This is a genomic window from Cobetia sp. D5 (genome assembly GCF_035666195.1).
Classification (GTDB): Bacteria; Pseudomonadota; Gammaproteobacteria; order Pseudomonadales; family Halomonadaceae; genus Cobetia; species Cobetia amphilecti.
The window spans coordinates 2,889,723-2,905,843 of sequence record NZ_CP142020.1; the positions used below are offsets into that span (position 1 = coordinate 2,889,723).

Sequence of the window (16,121 nt, forward strand, 5' to 3'; positions counted from 1 at the left end):
CGGCGATGACGACCTGCATCACAATGACACACTCTGGACGTGCAAGCGGGAACGAATGACACGCAGAGGACGTCAGGAAAGAAGCACGCTCAGCGCGAGCCGGCTTCCATCTCACGGCATTCTTCAAGGGTATTGAGGTTGGCGAAGTCCTGCTCGCTGCCCGCCTGCACCTTGAGCCAGACGTGCTGATCGAACCAGCGGTCGATCTTGCGCTCGCCAGCGGCCAGCGCCGCCTGCAGAGAAGGCAGCAGGCCACGATGCATGAGACAGATCACCGGATGGTAGCGGAACTCGTCTGCCGCCACGGCCAGCAGCGCAGGCCCGGCATCAACGGCGTGACCACCCTCGACAGTGAAGCCTTCCAGCTGATCGCCGTTGGCATGGTCGATCAGCGCCACGCTCAGCGTCTCGACCAGTTCATTGGGCAGGTGCGGCACATCGCAGGCCACCATCATCACCCAGGGTGTCCGCGCTGCCGCCAGCGCACTGGCCATGCCCATCAGGGGGCCGTGGTAACCCTGCTCGCTGTCTTCGACCAGCGGATGCCCATAGGCGGCATATTCGGCGTGCGAGCGGTTGGCATTGATCAGCAGCTCACCCACCTGGGGGGTCAGGCGCGCCAGCACATGCGCCACCAGCGGCACCTCATTGAGCATGACCAGTCCCTTGTCGACGCCACCCATGCGCCGCGCCTGGCCCCCGGCCAGCACCACCCCGGTGATATTGGCGGGCGTGAGCGAGACCTTGAGCTGCTCGGCATCGCTCGGCAGTGGTGTAGCGTCAGAGGTGTGATTGGAGCTCGGCATGAAGGCGTATCCCGGTCGAGTGCGCAAATGCGCATGTAATGTCATGCAGCAGGGCCGCTGGCAGGGCATCCAGTGCAAGCGGCTGATGAACAGGGCTTTCTCAACCCTTAAGACAACTCAGCCCGCTGAGGGCTCAGTGTGCAGGCTGGCAGCGCTCAGCGTCCAGCGCGCACTCGAGCCCTGACTCAAGGCATTGTCCTGATGCGAGGACAGGATCACCGCACACCCCTGCTGGCACATCTGCTCCAGTCGCAGCGCCAACTGCTCGACGGCGGCCTGATCCAGATTGGCGGCAGGCTCATCCAGCAACAGCACCGGCGGACGCGACAACCAGGCGCGCGCCAATGCCAGTCGCGCCCGCTCGCCACCCGACAATGAGCGGGCGGGCTGTCGGGCCTGATCGCTCAGCCCGCTCCAGCGCAGCATCTCTTCGACCTGATCGCGCTGCTGGCCGGCAGAGCCGCTGTCGGGTTGCCAGCGAGCCGCCAGCACCAGATTGCCGGCCACGCTGGTGTCGAACAGATACGGCTGCTGGTGCAGGTAGCGCACCGGATGAGCGTCACGGGTCTGCCATTCAAGCTTGCCGCCAGTCGCTGGCTGCATGCCGGCCAGCACGCGCAGCAGCGTGGTCTTGCCGCTGCCGTTGTCACCCTTGAGGTGCACCCAGCCGGACGCCGGGGTCGGCGCCCAATCCAGCGCCGTCACATGCCACAACAGACGCCCTTGCGTCTCAATGCCCTCGCCGGATGCCTGCGCCGCAGGCGGCAAGCGATATTCGAGGCCGCGCACACGCAACAGAGGGGCAACGCTTGCGTCGGCAACGAGTGCCTGGGCAGCAGGCGGCGCGGCTTGCGCGAAGCCAGCCCCCGCCACCGGGCAGGAGGGGTCACCCGGGGGAACAGACGAGGACGAAGAACTAGGGGGGAACATCATGACTCCATACGACGATTCAGCCTGACGCGATCAGTGCTGGCGTGTGCTTGTCTCAACTGGCTGGCAGGCGGCTTGCAGACTGCGGGAGCAGAACGTGACTGGTGGCGAGGCCGCGGGTCACGCCTGCACCACCAGCTGACCACGACCACGCAACAGCCCCAGCATCAGATTGAGCGCCAGTGCCAACACCAGCAATACCATGCCCAGGGCGACCCCCTGGGCGTACTCGCCCTTGAGGGTTTCCAGCGCGATGGCCGTGGTGATATTGCGCGTGAAACCGGCAATGTTACCACCCACCATCATGGCGCAACCCACTTCAGCGATGATTCTACCAAGCGCGGCCACCAACGCCGCCATCACGCCGAAACGGGCCTCCATCACCAGCCGCCACAGCGCCGCCCGGCGCGACGCCCCCAGCTGCAAGGCCGTCTCCCAGGCACGCTTGTCGACGCCCGCCAGCGCGGCATGCAGCATCACTACAAGAATCGGCAGGGCGAGCAGAATCTGCCCGATCACCATCGCCGGCTGGGTGAACAGCAGATGCCAGTCGCCCAGCGGGCCAGCGCGCGACAGCAGGATGAACAGCAGCAGCCCCACCACCACGGTGGGGACGGCCATCAGGGTATTGATCAGCGAGATCAGCAGCCAGCGCCCCGGGAAGGCACAGCGAACCAGTACGAAGGCGATCAACAGTGCCGGTGGCACCGCGATCAACATCGCCATCAACGAGACACGAAACGACACGCCGATGATCTCCCACAGCGCGCCATCCATGCTCAGCAGGAGGCTCATGGCCTCCTGCGTGGTTTGCCACAAGCTCACGAACGCGGCTCAGCCTGTGCGTCCTGCGCCTTCACCGGCGTGCGCTCAGAGGCGCGGTCGGCTGTCTGGCGAGCATCGAAGCCGGTCTCGCCGTGGCTGGCATGGAACAGCGCCTTGCCCTTGAGACGGTAATCATCGATTGCCTGCTGCCCTTCGCTGGAGATCAGCCATTGGGCCAGCTCACGCGCACCACGGGTATTGAGCCCGTCATGATTGGCCGGGTTGACCAGAATCACCTGATAGGGGTTGAAGAGGCGCGCATCGCCCTCGACCAGAATCTCAAGCTCGAGCTTGTCTTCCATCGCAAGCCAGGTGCCACGATCACTCAGGGTGTAGTCCTGCAGCTCACTGGCCATGCTCAGCACCTTACCCATGCCCTGGCCGACGGCCTTGTAGCCGGAGAAATCAGGGGTGACATCGGCACTCTGCCACAGGGCCAATTCCTTCTTGTGGGTGCCGGAATCATCGCCGCGCGAGATGAAGCCGGCATTGGCGCCGGCGATCTTGCCCAGTGCCGCGTCCACATCCTGCATTCCGTCGATGGCCGCCGGGTCCGCCTCGGGGCCGAGCAGCACGAAGTCGTTGTACATCACGCCATGCGGTTCGACACCGTAGCCGGCATCGACGAACTTGCGCTCGGCGCCCGGGGCGTGGGTCATCACCAGATCCACATCGCCATCCTGGCCCATGCGCAACGCCTTGCCGGTACCGACCGCGATGACCTGAATGGTGACATCGTGGGCCTCTTCATACTCCGGCAGCAGGTGATCGAGCAGGCCTGAATTGTAGGTGCTGGTCGTGGTGGCCAGACGGATGATGTCGTCGGCTGCCTGGGCCGGCAGAATGCTCAGCGCACCGAATGACAGGCCTGCGAGGGTGGCCAGCAGGCGACGAGAAGACAAGGTATGGCGTTGCGGCATGGGGGTGCTCCCTGAATATTTTTTCTGGCGTGACGGTCTTGATGACATCAGCGTGAATGCTGACTCTGCAAACGACATGCCGAAAGCGCTGTGGTGACGAAACGGACGATCCAATAAAGGCTTTCAAGGCTTTCAAGGCTTTCAAGGCTTTCAAGGCTTTGCCAGACAGCGCTGATACATGGACTGGCACGCAAGACAGCCGGCGATGATACCGGAATCTTCTCCAGCAGGCAGACTTGCCGGCTCCTGTCGTCCCTATCGTCTCCTCTCGTCCCTGACGCCCCTCTCGCCTCTGCAACCCCTGTCGCCCTGCTGACGTCGCTATATCGACTGGAGCGAATGGCGCTGCTGGAATGGCACTGCCGGAATGGCCGAGAAAATACTGACAATAACTCCAGGCATGACCATCACTGACCCATGACGACCCGATTGCCGAGTCATCGCCGTGCCTTGCGTAGCGCAACGGGACAGCCTGCCAACCCTGCCCGCCAGCGCCGCGTGCTGACAGAGCTGCAAGGCCCTGCCTGTGGCCAGCACAAGCAGAAAGAGGCAGCAATGTGGCATCCAGCGCTAGATTACCAGTGAGCAGCACGCCACAATGCCCGCATGATAGAGATGATCTCCCCTGCGACCATTACTGCCCTGTTGACCCGAGGAACGCCATGACTGCCCACGCCCCCTCCACACCCCGTGAGACCCGGCGTAGCGGCAGCGACCCCCTCCCCACCGCCTCGGTACTGATCGTCGATGACGAGCCCGGCATGCGCCGCTATCTGGAGAAGGCACTGTCCTCGCGCTTCGCGCTGATCGAATGCGCCGAGAGTGTCGAGCAGGCCGAAGCCCTGCGCTCGCGCCTGCACTTCGACCTCATCCTGCTCGACATTCGCCTGCCGGGGCGCGATGGCCTGGACTGGGATGAAGCGCTTGCGCCCTCTTCGGTCAGCGATGTCATCTTCATGACCGCCTACGCCGATCTCGAGACCGCTGTGCGCGCACTGCGGGCCGGGGCCTGTGATTTCATCATCAAGCCGTTTCGTCTCGAACAGTTGCAGGCCGCGCTGGACCGCTGCCTTGAGCGCCGCCAGCTGACGCGGGAAAACTTCCTGCTCCGTCGCGACAATGCCCGCCATCAGCAGGAAGAGGCCAGCCTCAAGGGCGAGAGCCCTGCCATGCAGGAGCTGGCGCATATCATCGCACGCGTCGCCCCTGCGCCCTCGCCGGTGCTGATTCTGGGGGAGTCCGGCACCGGCAAGGAGCTGGCGGCGCGTGATCTGCATCGCCTGTCCGGTCGGCGCGGCGCCTTCGTGCCGGTCAACTGCGGTGCCATCAGCCCGGAGCTGTTGGAGAGCGAGCTGTTTGGCCACCTCAAGGGTGCCTTTACCGGTGCCCACCGTGGCCGTGATGGCCTGTTCAGCTTCGCCGATGGCGGCACGCTGTTCCTGGATGAAATCGGCGAGATGCCCCTGGCGATGCAGGCCAAGCTGTTGCGGGTGCTGGAGACGCGCCGCGTGCGCCCCGTCGGCGGCGAGCAGGAACAGGCGGTGGACGTGCGTATCGTCGCCGCCACTCACCGCACGCTGGAGACGGAAGTGGCCGCGGGCCGCTTCCGCGAAGACCTCTACTATCGCCTCAACGTGCTGAGCCTGACACTGCCGGCCCTGCGCGAGCGCCCGGAGGACATCCCGGCGCTGGCCCAGCATTTCTCGCGCCAGCTGTCGCGCGAGCTCAACCTCCCCGCCGTGCCCTGGCAGCATTCTGATCTCACTCGCCTGTGCCACTATTCCTGGCCCGGCAATGTGCGGGAACTCAAGAACGTCATCGAGCGCGCCTTGCTGCTCGGCCGCCTGCCCGGCGATAGCCTGCCGGTCGACAGTCAGGCCGAACAGGTATCAGGCCACCCGGCATGGGGTGACAGCGGAGACGCGACCACCTCCATCGAGGAAGAGGCCGCCAGCAGCGGCTATCCGCTCGAGTGGTCATTGGATGCGGTGGAAAAGGCCCATCTGTACGCGGTACTGGAGCGACATGCCAACAACAAGTCCGCCGCCGCCCGACAGCTGGGCATCTCGCGCAAGACGCTGGATCGCAAACTGACCACCTGGCGCGCCGAGCAGCAAATCAGTGAGGACAGCGGCACTGAGAGTGGCACTGAGAGTGGTACTGAGATTAGTACTGAGAGCGGCGCTGAGAGCGATCAACCCGCCCCCGCCACCACCTCCGCCGCTCCCTACGGAGCCGACGGCAGCGCATGATCAAGCGCCTGCGCCATTACTTCGCCGGTTCGCTGCGGCGCAGGCTGCTGCTGCTGACACTGGCGCCGCTGCTGGCGCTGATGCTGGCGCTGGTCGGCCTGACCGCCTACTGGACCACGGCCTATACCGACCGCCAGCTGTACATGAACGTGCGCAGCGATCTTGATGTCGCCAGCCGCACGCTGCAGAGCCAGCATCAGCGCCTGCGTGATGGCCTGGAGGCGATGCGTCGTAACCTGCGCCAGCTGGTGGCACCCGATGAGCAGACCGCGCAGCTGTTGCCTCGCCTGGTGCCGCGCCTGGATACCATGCGGGACACCCTCAATGCCGACTGGCTGCGCTGGCTGCCCACCGAGCAGTTGCGCCAGACGCCCGGCGTCGCCGCACTGATTCCGCAACTGGCGCGCGGCGAAAGCCTGGATGGCCTCGACATGCTGTCCAGCGACTCACTGGCGACGCTGGACCCTGCCCTTGCCGAGCGCGCGCGCCTTGCGCTGCGCCAGACGCCCTACGCACAACCCAGTGCCCGTCGCGAGGAAAACCGCGGCATGCTGCTGCGGGCGCTGGTGCCCATCCTCAATGGCGAGGGCAAGCTGCTGGGCGCGCTGGATGCGGGCCGCCTGCTCAACCGTGATCCGCGTCTGGTCGATGAGATCCGCGATCTGCTCTACGGCCCCGGCACCCTGCCGGAAGATGGCACCGGCACCATCACCCTGTTTCTCGATGATGTCCGCATCGCCACCAATGTCACCGACGCCAGCGGCGAGCGCGCACTGGGCACGCGCGCCTCGCTGGAGGTGAAGCGTCAGGTGATCGGCAATGGCGAGCGCTATATCAATCGTGCCTTCGTGGTTCGTGACTGGTTCGTGGCCGCCTATGCCCCGCTGGATTCCCTTGATGGCCAGCGGATAGGCATGATCTACGCGGGCTATCCGCAGGCGCCCTACGCGCGACTCTATCGCGAGACGCTGACGCATATCAGCCTGGTGCTGATCGCGGTCAGTCTGTTGGGGGTATTGCTGGTATGGAGCAGTATCGAGCGCCTGATGCAGCCGATCCGACAGATTCGCCGTGTGGTGCATGCAGTACGTGATACCCCGTCCCAGGAGGGCTTGCGCATAGGCCCGCTGTCCTCACTGGGGCCGGCGCAGCGACACGGTGATGAGCTGGATGAACTGGCCGAGGAATTCGACGCCATGCTGGCGCGACTGGAAGCGCACCGCCACGAGATACAGCTCGCGGCCCAGACGCTGGAAGCCCAGGTGGAGGATCGCACCCGCGACCTGAGCGCCCAGACCGCCACGCTGCGCGAACGCAGTCAGGCGCTGGAAGAGCACGTCCGCCTGCTGCGCGAAGCGCGTGCGCGCCTGCTGACCCGCGAGAAACTGGCGGCGTTGGGCGAGCTGACGGCGGGTATCGGCCACGAGATCAACAACCCCGCCGCGGTGATTCTCGGCCATGTCGAGTTGATCGAGGTGATTCTCGGTGAACAGGCCGAGCCGGTGCGCGAAGAAATCGCCACCATCATCCATCAGGTCGAGCGCATTCGCGCGCTGGTCGATAACCTGCGTCAGTACGCGCGCGACCCGCTCGCCTCCAACGACATTGGCGACGGCAACTCACTGACACCGTCACTCGGTGCGCCTCACCTCAGCCAGATTCATCCCGATGAGGCGATCCACAGTGTCGAGGTGCTGGTCAGGCACGCGCTGGATCATCATGGCCATCAATTGCAGCATGAGCTGGCGGCGACGCGCTTGATCGAGGCCGACCGCGCGCAACTGACCCAGGTGCTGGTCAATCTGCTGATCAACGCCATCGAGATGGCGCCTGCGCCGGATACGCTGTGCATCACCAGCCGTGATCGTGATGCGGCGCTGGCCGTGATGAATGGCGAGCCAAACAGCCGTCCGGATACATCAACCTCAGTGCCAGCAGCAGTGCCAGCGCCAACAGCGGAGCTCGCCCCCGTGGCGGGGGTCGAGATACGCGTCATCGATCACGGCGCTGGCGTGCCCGAGCACCTGAAGTCACGCATCTTCACGCCCTTCTTTACCACGCGCGCCAATGGCTCGGGCATCGGTCTGTCGGTCTCATCGGGCTTGATCACCCAGCTGGGGGGCAGGCTATGGCTGGAAGATACGCCCGGTGGCGGTGCCACCTTCTGCCTGTGGCTGCCGTGCATCGCACGCCGGCATCACGAGGATGATCAAGGGCGCCATCTGCTCGAGACGCTCAGCGCCGGGGGCAGCAGTCGCTCGCCTTGAGCCACACGCGGCTGATGAACACACCTGGGCGTGGCGAGGCGCACTGCCACGCACTCCCACCCGCGTGCTAGCCTGCGCGCATGCTCACTCAATCAGGCACCACTGATGTCGCACGATAGCTCCCCTACTGCCCCCGAACCTCTCACTGCCGGCAAGGCAGCGCAGACCACTAACGGCCAGGAAATGGCAGACGAGGAAATGGCAGCGTCTCGCACGCTGGGCAAGCGGCTGCGCGAACTGCGCACGCGTCATGGCCTCTCTCAGCGTGAACTGGCCAAGCGCGCCCAGGTGACCAATTCGACCATCTCGCAGGTCGAGCAGGACGCGGTAAGCCCTTCCGTCAGCTCGCTGAACAAGATTCTCGAGGTATTTCCGATCTCGCTGAGCGACTTCTTCAGCGATGAGGTGCCCGTCAAACCACCACGCATCCTGCGTGACAGCGAGCATGAGCCGATTGCGGGCTGTGGACCGGGACTCACGCTGCGGCGCATTGATCAATCCCGGCAGACATCGCCACAGCCCCAGGTCGAGCTGGGCAGCCTCGCACCGGGGTGCAGCGCCTATCTGCAGGCCGCGCATGACAGCCTGGTGCTGGTCACGCACGGCGCACTGTGTATCGAGTTCCCCGCTACGGCGGCCTGCCAGGAGGCACTTCTCGAATGTGGTGATGCTGCGCGACTGCATGCCGGAGAGCGCTATCAACTGCACTGGCGCAAGCCGGCGGCGTCACAAGCCGCCAACAGTGAAGTCACCCACCACGAGACCTCCGACGCTGCCGAGGCCCCAGACTGCCAGTGGCTATGCATCGCACAGAGTCGCTAGGCAGGTATTCGCTCGAGAACTGCTCGGCCCTGGCCAGCACGCCCTTGACCAGTAAGCCCCTGGCCAGCTCGGCCGGGTGGGCGTGAAGCACGTCGCTAGCCTCTTGCAGCGCGGGAGGGAGGCTGGCCTGCAGCATCAGGCGACTGCTCGCGCACCTCATCCCAGGGGTCATTGGTGGCCGGCTCGGCCAGGAAACGCTCCACCATGGTGTGCGGACAGAAATCTGCCAACCATTCCTCGCGAATCGGATAGCCCTCCTCTGCCAACAACTCGTTCATGCGTCGCGCGAGGCCTTCAGCGGAATGCGGCGCGATGGCGTGTTCCAGCTCGCCCTTGAGGATCTCGCGTATTCCACCACGGCAATCCACCGAGACCACCGGTGTGCCGCAGGCCAGCGCCTCCATCAGCACGATCCCCATGCCCTCGACACGCGAGCTGAGCACGAACAACTTGGCGGCACGCATCCAGGCATAGGGGTTGTCACGCTGACCGGCGAAGATCACCCGCTCGGCGATGCCAAGCCTTTCAGCCTGGGCTTCCAGGGCTTCACGGCAATTGCCTGCCCCCACGATCACCAGCGGCTCCTTCGGATTGGCCAGGGCATAAGCCTCGAGCAACAGGGCGTGATCTTTCTGCGGCACCAGACGCGCCACATTGAGAATGAAGGGCTCAGCGGGGATATCCGGCTCATCCATGGCGGCCTGCTCGCGGATCCGGGTGATCGGACAGGCATTGACGATCGTCTCGATATGCGCCGGCGTCACCCCATGCTGGCGAGCAATGTCACGAGCCCCTTGCGCCACATCCTCGGACACCGCCACCAGATGCTTGTCTTCCAGCAGGCAACGGGCAAACATGCGCTGCTTCCACTGCGGGCCGCTAAAGTTGACGCGATTTTCCAGCACGTAACGTGCACGGGAATCCTTGAAGCCCCACACCTGCTCGAAGGTTCCCAGGCCACGGAAGATGATGCGGTCAACCTTGCCGTGTTTCTGCTCGAATTCCTTGAGCCAAGCGGCGAATTCCTCGCCACCGGCCTTGCCGACCCACACGAAATTGGAGCGGCGGATGACGGGATTGAGCACCAGACGTGACGCCAGTGTCGTCAGGGCGCCGCCGACGGAACGCTGGACGCGCTGCTGAATCGGCACGATGTGCTGCTGGACGCTGGCATCCTGCGGTTCAAGCACCTGATCACGACCGCGCCAGATGACCATATGCGTCTCGTGGTCATTCGCGGCAAGACTGTCGGCAAGATTGACCGCCACTCGCTCCATGCCGCCCATTTTCAGGCTTCTCACTACGACCAGGGTACGCAAGCATCACTCCTTCGAATGTCCGCCAGTACCGCTTTGGGTCTCGTGCAAGTCATGCGAAAACGATAGCTGGCGTCTGGTGGGAAAACGAAAAATGCAACTCACATATGCCAGTCGCTCAGCACACGGGAGTTGCATTTATCTGAACCGTCATTCGCGGAAATGTTCCCTGCAACCACTCATCAAATGGTAATCATTCTCCCTCTTTCGCCGGCGGCAGAATCAGGTTGAGCACGATGCCCAGAATGGCGGCCAGGCTCACGCCCTGCAGCGTGAACTGACCACCACCGACCTGCATGCCACCGATCCCGAACACCAGGATCAAGGAGGCGATCACCAGATTGCGCGGTGCGGTCAGTGAATCCCCCGCGCGCACCAGCGTGTTCATGCCGACCACCGCGATCGAACCGAACAGCAGGCACATGATGCCGCCCATCACCGGCGTGGGGATCGTCTGCAGCACGGCGCCGACCTTGCCGATGAAGGCCAGCGAGATCGCGACACAGGCCGCGACCGTCATTACGCGCGGATTGAAATTGCGGGTCAGCATCACCGCACCGGTCACTTCGGAATAGGTGGTATTGGGCGGACCACCGAACAGTGACGCTGCCGACGTCGCCAGGCCGTCACCGAGCAGCGTGCGATGCAGCCCCGGCTTCTTCAGGTAGTCGCGCCGTGTCACCGAGCCGATCGCCACCATGTCGCCGATGTGCTCGACGGCAGGCGCGATGGCGACGGGAATCATGAACAGAATGGCGGAAAATTCGAAGGTCGGCGCAGTGAAGCTTGGCAGCGCCAGCCACTCAGCCGCATGCACCGGCGAGAGATCGATCACTCCCATCAACAGTCCCAGCACATATCCCGTCAGGATACCGCCGAGGATCGGCACCAGACGCAACATGCCCCGCCCGAAGATCGACAGCACCAGCGTCACGCCAAGACTGGCCAATGACAATGTCAGCGCCTGGGTATGCGAGATGTTGTCGCTGAATTCGCCGGTGGCCATCTGCACCGCCGTCGGTGCCAGCGCCAGCCCGATGACCATGATCACCGGACCGACCACGACGGCCGGCAGCAGGCGATGCACGATGCCGACACCCTTGAGACGAATGCATTGCGCCAGCAGCACATAGACCAAGCCCGCGACGAACAAACCGCCCATGGTGGCAGGAATGCCGAAGTTCGCGACCGAGCTCTGGATAGGCGCAATGAAGGCAAACGATGAGGCGAGGAAGACCGGCACGCTGGCCTTGGTCACGCACTGGAAGACCAGGGTGCCGACACCGGCCGTGAACAGGGCGACGTTGGGGTCAAGCCCGGTCAGCAACGGGACCAGCACCAGCGCACCAAAGGCGACGAACAGCATCTGCGCGCCGGTGACGAGCGTCGTCAGCGAGAAGCCTTCCTGTTCCGGCAAGGGCACATGGGCAGACGACGCATGGGGAGAGGAGGTATCAGAGGACGGTGATGAAGACGACATGGCAGCACTTCTTTTCACGGGCGGAGGAGTCAACCGCCTGATCCTGACTGCTCAGACAGGTCAGACAGATACAAAAACGCCCCGCGCAGATGCGCAGGGCGTTGTCATCTCTGGCGGGCGCTTAGCGCGTACCGAAGATCTTGTCACCAGCATCGCCGAGACCCGGCACGATGTAACCGTTCTCGTCGAGGCGGTCATCGACAGAGGCGGTGTAGATCTCGATGTCCGGGTAGGATTCCTGCACCTTGGCGATCCCCTCAGGCGCCGCGACCAGCACGATGACCTTGATCTGCTGGCAGCCCTTGGCCTTGAGCATGTCCAGTGTGGCGATCATGGAGCCGCCGGTCGCCAGCATCGGGTCGATCACGATGGCCAGACGCTCGTCGAGATCTGACACGAACTTCTCGAAATACGGTACCGGCTCCAGCGTCTCTTCATCACGGTACAGACCCACGACGCTGATGCGTGCCGGGGGGATCAGGTCCGTCACGCCATCCAGCATGCCCAGGCCGGCGCGCAGGATCGGGACGATGGTCACTTTCTTGCCCTTGATGGTCTGGACATCCAGCTCGTTGCCGCTCCAGGCATCAATGGTGGTAGTTTCCAGCTCCAGGTCCTGGGTTGCCTCATAGGTCAACAGCTTGGCGACCTCACTGGCCAGCTCACGGAAGCTCTTGGTGCTGATGCCTGCTGCACGCATCAGGCCGAGCTTGTGCTGGACCAGTGGATGATTGATGGCATGGACGCTCATGGAAATACCTCTTGGGACAGAAGATGGTGCAAACGATACGCAGCACTACCCCCGCCGGCTCGGACGATAGCAGCGGGAAGGCTGGTAAATTGAGCGCATTCTAGCGGAAGCAGGCTTACAAGTTAAGTACCACCACCCTGTCCCCCTTACCTTTAGCCACAAGGGCTAAGCCTCCGTGCCAGCAACACAATCCTCGCCCTGAGCAGGTATCCAGAGTTGTTTTCGTAACCGAACAGTAACTATTCATGGAGATAACCTTACAGCATTGCTTAGAAAGCACACAAACATTATCATATGTAAATATCAAAAGTATTTTACACGAGAGGAATTAATGCTACCTATATTTATATCATGCGATGAAAATTACTCCGCGCATCTTGCTACCACTATCATATCGGCAATCATCAATTGTAAAGAGCCTGAAAAGCTCAAGTTTATTATTGGTGACGCTGGGCTCAAAGCAGACACAAGATCAACATTGACATCCATGATAGAAAAATATGGATCTCATGTGGCATTTGTTTATCTAGACGACAGTAAATTTAGTGGCCTGAAAATAAAGCGCTACGGCAAGTCAATTTATTTCAGATTCTACCTTGATGAATTGCTTGATGATGAAGAACTAGTTCTATGTTTGGATTGTGACACTGTTGTCGTCGGCGATTTATTAGATATATATAGTGAAACCCGTGGGGAAAGTTTCACAATTGCTGCTGTGGAAAATATCGGCAGATCTCCATATAGTCGCCTTGGTTTGAAAAAAGGTGATTACTTCAACTGTGGATTAATGCTTATCAATATGAAGCAGTGGAAAGAAGAAAAAATAGGAAAGAGAGGGCTGGAGTTTTTATTAGCTCACCCTGAATTGTGTGCACACAATGAACAATGCGCAATTAACAAAGTCGCCCAAGGGGAATGGTATCGTCTTCCATTGACTTGGAATGCTCAACGACCTGCCTATAAAATTTTAGAAAAGCGTATGAACGAACAGCATAGGGATAAAAATGAATTCTTGAAATCAATTCAGGAACCGATCATGGTTCACTATATGGGAAAAAACAGTAAACCATGGGATGCTCATAGCTTGCATCCATTAAAAGCATTATATACTATTTATCGTCGCAAAACCCCATGGCCAGTTAAAACCCAGAAAACTGCATTACATAGAAGAATAAGATTCTATGCATCAGTACAGAAAATTTATCTCTACGAAAAGAGGAAAAGAATGAGCAAACAATTGATCGACATACACAAAAACGCCTAACCTTGGTTGGCGCAAAACTAACGCGCCAACCATAATAGGGCGGAATCATTTTTGCATACTAAGTCGTGGCCATCCTCCCTAAACTGAATATTGCTATTGAAAAACCACATACACCTTTATTTTAAATGCATCGCACTAACAACAAGAGCATATATCTTATGCAAAGACTATGGAAACGCAAAACGGATATTGCTCTTTTGCCATCCTGTAAGCATAGTTGTATAACTCGCTCAAAGCATCAAAGCTTCTAGCATAGTGCTAGAAACTTAAACATACATACGCGACCGGATAAAGATGATTATAAAAAGCTTAGTAAAACATAATGTCTCTAAAGGTAAATATATAGAGCATTACATAAAGAAAGGCTACAATTCACTACCATCTTATTTTTCAAAACCATTGGAAATAGATACATTATTTGTTTTTATTGCAGGATGTGGGCATAGTGGTACTACACTGCTGGCGGCTAAACTTAGCAACCACTCGGCGATACTTGGCATCGGTAGAGAAACTGGAATACTCTCTCCAGGACGTAACTCAATCACTGCTATAAAAGCGGTGCTTCGTGAATGGAACTACTTCTCACAAATACATGGACACACCTGCATATTAGAAAAAACCCCAAAGCACATATATGCATATCAGCAGGTTCAAAGTGTATTACCTAACAACAAGTTCATTATTATGCTAAGAAACCCACTGGATACGATAGCGTCGCTATTTAAAAGATTTGGCGACTTGGAATTCTGTATCGATAGATGGATTTATGATAATAGTGAAGCCCTAGCACTACAAAAGAACAGCAATGTAATCTATATAAAATATGAAGATTTGACAGATAACCCGGAAGATACCTTAATAAAAGCACTGGAATTTTTAGGATATGAATATGAAGAAAATGTACTAGGCTCAGAGGAAACCATCTATAACAAAAGTCCACAAAAGAGAAACATGAAATTGAGGGAGGAGCAAGTGAGTCGCCCTATAAGGCCTAACATGGGAGGGTGGAAAAAGGTTTTCGATGTAGATCAAGCTAAATACATCCTATCAAGAGTAGAAAATATTTCCAGAAAATTAAATTACAAAGACTCATTATAACTTTCAAGCAGTGCAATACCTTAACAATTCATTCAGGTATTGCACTGGCGATTATATCTTTGAGCTTCTCCACTTCTACCTAACTCTATATACAACGAGTTATCAGGCCCAGTATTTAAAACAGCAACTCGCATACATAGTGACTAATGATATCATGCGAGTCAAATTGAGACTTTGTGTCTTATTGACAAGCAGGCAAAATAAAAGATAAAAAAGAAGTGGGTTTAACAACTAGTGAGCACCTCCCCCCCTAGTTGAAAAACTAATAAAAAACTATGATTCAAGATTACAGCCTATGACTATGTTCGAATATTTCATACCTTGAAAACCAACTTGCAATCAGCGTCAATATATCTGGCATTGGGCAACAACTCATGTTGCCCAGAGATTTTTGTCGTAAATATACTCTTATACGTTTCTAATATTTCGTCAGACTTGAAACACTAGTGAAACGTAACAACCTTTAGTCGACGCTCACAGATAAACCTGCATAAAAGTAATAACACTTCACACTTTAAGTTAAAAGTTAATCTATCTCCTTTAAAGCATCTGCATAGCTTTTCAGTATACTTAATTGAAGCTTATTAATTACGTCCAACTCAACTGTAGCGGAGCTTTCCTTCAAAAGGTCAAAATTGATTTCCTCAAATTTTTCAAAATTTAAATCAAAACTCCTGCCAACTGAAGAGAAATAATCATAAAATTTAAATCTCCCCCCAGAGTGAAGCGCTCCATTATAGAACCAGCAGTTAGGAATTTCATATGCATCAGAAAGGATTAAACCATGCAAGCTTTGACTTAGAATCAACTCACACGACTTTATTTGGGTGATAACACGTTCAAGATCGTCTGTACGAAAATCAATCTTGATGCTACCAGCTATTCTTTCACAGAGAGCGTCCCATTCAGGATCATCAATAGTAGAAATGTGTGGTATAAACCCAACCTTGTATGACTGAGGTATATCGTCATTATAAATTAAAGGCAGTAACAAACCTGGATCGCCGATCGGATAAGCTCGCTCACCAAGCCCTTCGAGCACTTGCTGAGTGAGATACCCTCTTACAGAATGAATCACGACCTTTTTACTGAAAGTTTTACCTAATGGCTTCAATCTTTTAAGAATAGAATTATGTTTAATATAAGGAGAGATCAACCCAGAGCCAACCACATGAATTTTTCCTTTTCTAGACTCAACCTTTTTATTGTTGACAAGCTTATTCAATATACTCCCAGTTGAAATCAAATCAGCTTCTTCAATCGTCGTCAATTCATGCTCAATAGAAAATTTTTTACTCAGTACAATAGAAGTAATTTCATCACCAAAATTGCACATACCACTGTTAGCTCGCCACCAATAAGCTTTCAACTTAACATCTCCTGTTTCACA

At 57.9% G+C, this 16,121-nt stretch carries 13 protein-coding genes; 5 read left to right on the top strand and 8 right to left on the bottom strand.

The window, feature by feature from the left end:
• Nucleotides 1-89: 89 nt before the first annotated feature.
• The 4 genes from mobA to U0O11_RS12040 form a co-directional block, all read right to left on the bottom strand.
• Nucleotides 90-806 carry a molybdenum cofactor guanylyltransferase gene (mobA, locus tag U0O11_RS12025; protein ID WP_324690265.1) on the bottom strand — a complete coding sequence of 239 codons (717 nt, stop codon included), beginning with the start codon at nucleotides 804-806 and terminating at the stop codon, nucleotides 90-92.
• A gap of 117 nt (nucleotides 807-923) precedes the next feature.
• Nucleotides 924-1,736: an ABC transporter ATP-binding protein gene (locus U0O11_RS12030; protein WP_324690267.1), complete on the bottom strand. Its 813-nt coding sequence runs from the start codon at nucleotides 1,734-1,736 to the stop codon at nucleotides 924-926.
• Nucleotides 1,737-1,856: 120 nt separating this feature from the next.
• The gene (locus tag U0O11_RS12035; protein ID WP_324690268.1) at nucleotides 1,857-2,531 is read right to left on the bottom strand and encodes an ABC transporter permease; all 675 of its coding nucleotides are present in this window, start codon (nucleotides 2,529-2,531) and stop codon (nucleotides 1,857-1,859) included.
• Between the two features lie 26 nt (nucleotides 2,532-2,557).
• Nucleotides 2,558-3,481, bottom strand: a complete 924-nt coding sequence (locus tag U0O11_RS12040; RefSeq protein ID WP_324690269.1) for a substrate-binding domain-containing protein — start codon at nucleotides 3,479-3,481, stop codon at nucleotides 2,558-2,560.
• Between the two features lie 662 nt (nucleotides 3,482-4,143).
• Here U0O11_RS12040 and U0O11_RS12045 point away from each other — a divergent pair.
• The 3 genes from U0O11_RS12045 (at nucleotide 4,144) to U0O11_RS12055 (ending at nucleotide 8,822) form a co-directional block, all read left to right on the top strand.
• Nucleotides 4,144-5,733, top strand: a complete 1,590-nt coding sequence (locus U0O11_RS12045) for a sigma-54-dependent transcriptional regulator (protein ID WP_324690270.1) — start codon at nucleotides 4,144-4,146, stop codon at nucleotides 5,731-5,733.
• Nucleotides 5,730-8,000 carry a cache domain-containing protein gene (locus U0O11_RS12050; protein WP_324690271.1) on the top strand — a complete coding sequence of 757 codons (2,271 nt, stop codon included), beginning with the start codon at nucleotides 5,730-5,732 and terminating at the stop codon, nucleotides 7,998-8,000. Before U0O11_RS12045 ends, U0O11_RS12050 begins: the two co-directional genes overlap by 4 nt.
• Nucleotides 8,001-8,105: 105 nt before the next feature.
• Nucleotides 8,106-8,822 carry a helix-turn-helix domain-containing protein gene (locus U0O11_RS12055; protein WP_442872631.1) on the top strand — a complete coding sequence of 239 codons (717 nt, stop codon included), beginning with the start codon at nucleotides 8,106-8,108 and terminating at the stop codon, nucleotides 8,820-8,822.
• A 95-nt stretch (nucleotides 8,823-8,917) separates the two neighbouring features.
• On the opposite strand, the gene U0O11_RS12060 is transcribed toward U0O11_RS12055, so the two are convergent.
• The 3 genes from U0O11_RS12060 to upp form a co-directional block, all read right to left on the bottom strand.
• A complete protein-coding gene (locus U0O11_RS12060; protein ID WP_248377237.1) occupies nucleotides 8,918-10,141 on the bottom strand; it encodes a glycosyltransferase in 1,224 nt (407 codons plus the stop codon).
• 190 nt (nucleotides 10,142-10,331) lie between these two features.
• A complete protein-coding gene (locus U0O11_RS12065) occupies nucleotides 10,332-11,618 on the bottom strand; it encodes a uracil-xanthine permease family protein (protein ID WP_324690274.1) in 1,287 nt (428 codons plus the stop codon).
• A 121-nt stretch (nucleotides 11,619-11,739) separates the two neighbouring features.
• Entirely contained in the window at nucleotides 11,740-12,369 is a 630-nt protein-coding gene (gene upp / locus U0O11_RS12070; RefSeq protein WP_043335602.1) for a uracil phosphoribosyltransferase, read from the bottom strand.
• Between the two features lie 331 nt (nucleotides 12,370-12,700).
• Between upp and U0O11_RS12075 the strand changes: the two genes are divergently transcribed.
• Together U0O11_RS12075 and U0O11_RS12080 are read left to right on the top strand one after the other, a co-directional pair.
• Entirely contained in the window at nucleotides 12,701-13,633 is a 933-nt protein-coding gene (locus U0O11_RS12075; RefSeq protein ID WP_324690277.1) for a glycosyltransferase family 8 protein, read from the top strand.
• 294 nt (nucleotides 13,634-13,927) lie between these two features.
• Entirely contained in the window at nucleotides 13,928-14,731 is an 804-nt protein-coding gene (locus U0O11_RS12080) for a sulfotransferase family protein (protein ID WP_324690279.1), read from the top strand.
• Nucleotides 14,732-15,257: 526 nt separating this feature from the next.
• Here the strand turns inward: U0O11_RS12080 and U0O11_RS12085 are convergent.
• A complete protein-coding gene (locus U0O11_RS12085) occupies nucleotides 15,258-16,100 on the bottom strand; it encodes a polysaccharide pyruvyl transferase family protein (protein WP_324690281.1) in 843 nt (280 codons plus the stop codon).
• Nucleotides 16,101-16,121 lie beyond the last annotated feature (21 nt).

What these genes read in the sequence shown, in the direction of transcription:
- U0O11_RS12050 (WP_324690271.1), top strand. Translation starts at nt 5,730, where the DNA reads ATGATCAAGCGCCTGCGCCATTACTTCGCCGGTTCGCTGCGGCGCAGG.
- U0O11_RS12045 (WP_324690270.1), top strand. Translation starts at nt 4,144, where the DNA reads ATGACTGCCCACGCCCCCTCCACACCCCGTGAGACCCGGCGTAGCGGC.
- U0O11_RS12075 (WP_324690277.1), top strand. Translation starts at nt 12,701, where the DNA reads ATGCTACCTATATTTATATCATGCGATGAAAATTACTCCGCGCATCTT.
- U0O11_RS12035 (WP_324690268.1), bottom strand. Translation starts at nt 2,531, where the DNA reads ATGAGCCTCCTGCTGAGCATGGATGGCGCGCTGTGGGAGATCATCGGC.
- upp (WP_043335602.1), bottom strand. Translation starts at nt 12,369, where the DNA reads ATGAGCGTCCATGCCATCAATCATCCACTGGTCCAGCACAAGCTCGGC.
- U0O11_RS12040 (WP_324690269.1), bottom strand. Translation starts at nt 3,481, where the DNA reads ATGCCGCAACGCCATACCTTGTCTTCTCGTCGCCTGCTGGCCACCCTC.
- U0O11_RS12055 (WP_442872631.1), top strand. Translation starts at nt 8,106, where the DNA reads ATGTCGCACGATAGCTCCCCTACTGCCCCCGAACCTCTCACTGCCGGC.
- mobA (WP_324690265.1), bottom strand. Translation starts at nt 806, where the DNA reads ATGCCGAGCTCCAATCACACCTCTGACGCTACACCACTGCCGAGCGAT.
- U0O11_RS12065 (WP_324690274.1), bottom strand. Translation starts at nt 11,618, where the DNA reads ATGTCGTCTTCATCACCGTCCTCTGATACCTCCTCTCCCCATGCGTCG.
- U0O11_RS12030 (WP_324690267.1), bottom strand. Translation starts at nt 1,736, where the DNA reads ATGTTCCCCCCTAGTTCTTCGTCCTCGTCTGTTCCCCCGGGTGACCCC.
- U0O11_RS12080 (WP_324690279.1), top strand. Translation starts at nt 13,928, where the DNA reads ATGATTATAAAAAGCTTAGTAAAACATAATGTCTCTAAAGGTAAATAT.